Origin of the sequence: Streptomyces malaysiensis subsp. samsunensis (assembly GCF_024519315.1) — a bacterium.
Classification (GTDB): domain Bacteria; phylum Actinomycetota; class Actinomycetes; order Streptomycetales; family Streptomycetaceae; genus Streptomyces; species Streptomyces malaysiensis.
The window spans coordinates 1-1,080 of record NZ_JANIIC010000221.1 but is presented as its reverse complement, the minus strand read 5'-3'; the positions used below and the strand labels follow the sequence as shown (position 1 = coordinate 1,080).

Sequence of the window (1,080 nt, the reverse complement as noted above, 5' to 3'; positions counted from 1 at the left end):
CCGTGTATTCACGATACTGGATCGTCGCGCTGACAAAAGGAGGACACACTCCGGCCGTCGATGTGGGGGCCGTTGGCGTCGAGCCGTGCCATGCCGGTGCGTCTTTGGATGAGCTTGCTCGGTCTGACGGACATCCGAGATCAGGGGTTGATCCCCGGAAAGATGTGGCAGTGAGCGTAGAGAAGAGGTCAGGCCCGTCGGCGCCCACAGGGATCTCGGCCCTGAACGCAGGCGTAAACGAGCGGCGAGGGTTCACCTGTGCCACGCCGAAGGCGACATCGCACCTGAGGCCTCGGCGAGCTCAACCAGGTCCTGGATGCTGAAGGCGTCGAGGAGGCGCGGCTTCTTCTTCCCCATGCTTTCCATGCCCTCGGCACCGTCCCGGTGGACGGCGTGCACCTGTTCCCGTCGATCGCCGTGGTCGATGAACTCGACCACCTCAAGGAGGGCAAGCGGCGGGCCCGCTGGCACTCTGGCTACACTCTCGGCGTCCTCGACAACCTCCTCCACGACTCCGGCACCGGAACCTTGCGGCGCCGAGACCTCACCCCCCACCCCCGCCGACGGCTTCCGCGGCGCCATCACCACCGAGATCGTCTTCGACCCGCCCGGCCAGACCGCCTGCCCGTAGCCGACGACGAAATCATTGACCGTGCGCTGGCTATCTCAGGCCCCTGGCCGGCCGCCGCGTACGGATCCTCACGTACGACACAGGACGGGCCACCGTGCCCGCACCGCCGGATTACCCGCCACCAAATTGCGGGGCCGACCGTCGGAGATCGCCTCCCACCATCGCTCGTGGATTGTCCGCGCCACAGTCGCCCGACCATCGCATGAGCCTGGCAAGTTCAGCGACGACACAGCGGGCACGATAGTGCGGGCGCGGACCTGTTGGGGGAGATCCAGAGTAGAGGCCCCGGTATGCTTGTGCCTTCTCTACGATGACCTCGTGGTTGATCAATTCGACAAGGTCTTGCCCTACGGGGTGGGTGTCGCGGCAGTCGTTTTCGTCGTGATCTTTCTCCTCGCCGCGTACTTCAGCGAGTTGATGAAAGGGTTTGCCTCACGCACCTCCGACTT

Annotated in this window: 1 protein-coding gene; it reads right to left on the bottom strand. The window is 64.9% G+C overall.

Annotated features, from left to right (window positions below; genetic code table 11):
- Positions 1-252: 252 nt before the first annotated feature.
- Positions 253-510, bottom strand: coding sequence for a hypothetical protein (locus NQU54_RS48580; RefSeq protein WP_257636658.1), 258 nt, complete (start codon positions 508-510; stop codon positions 253-255).
- Between the last annotated feature and the right edge of the window lie 570 nt (positions 511-1,080).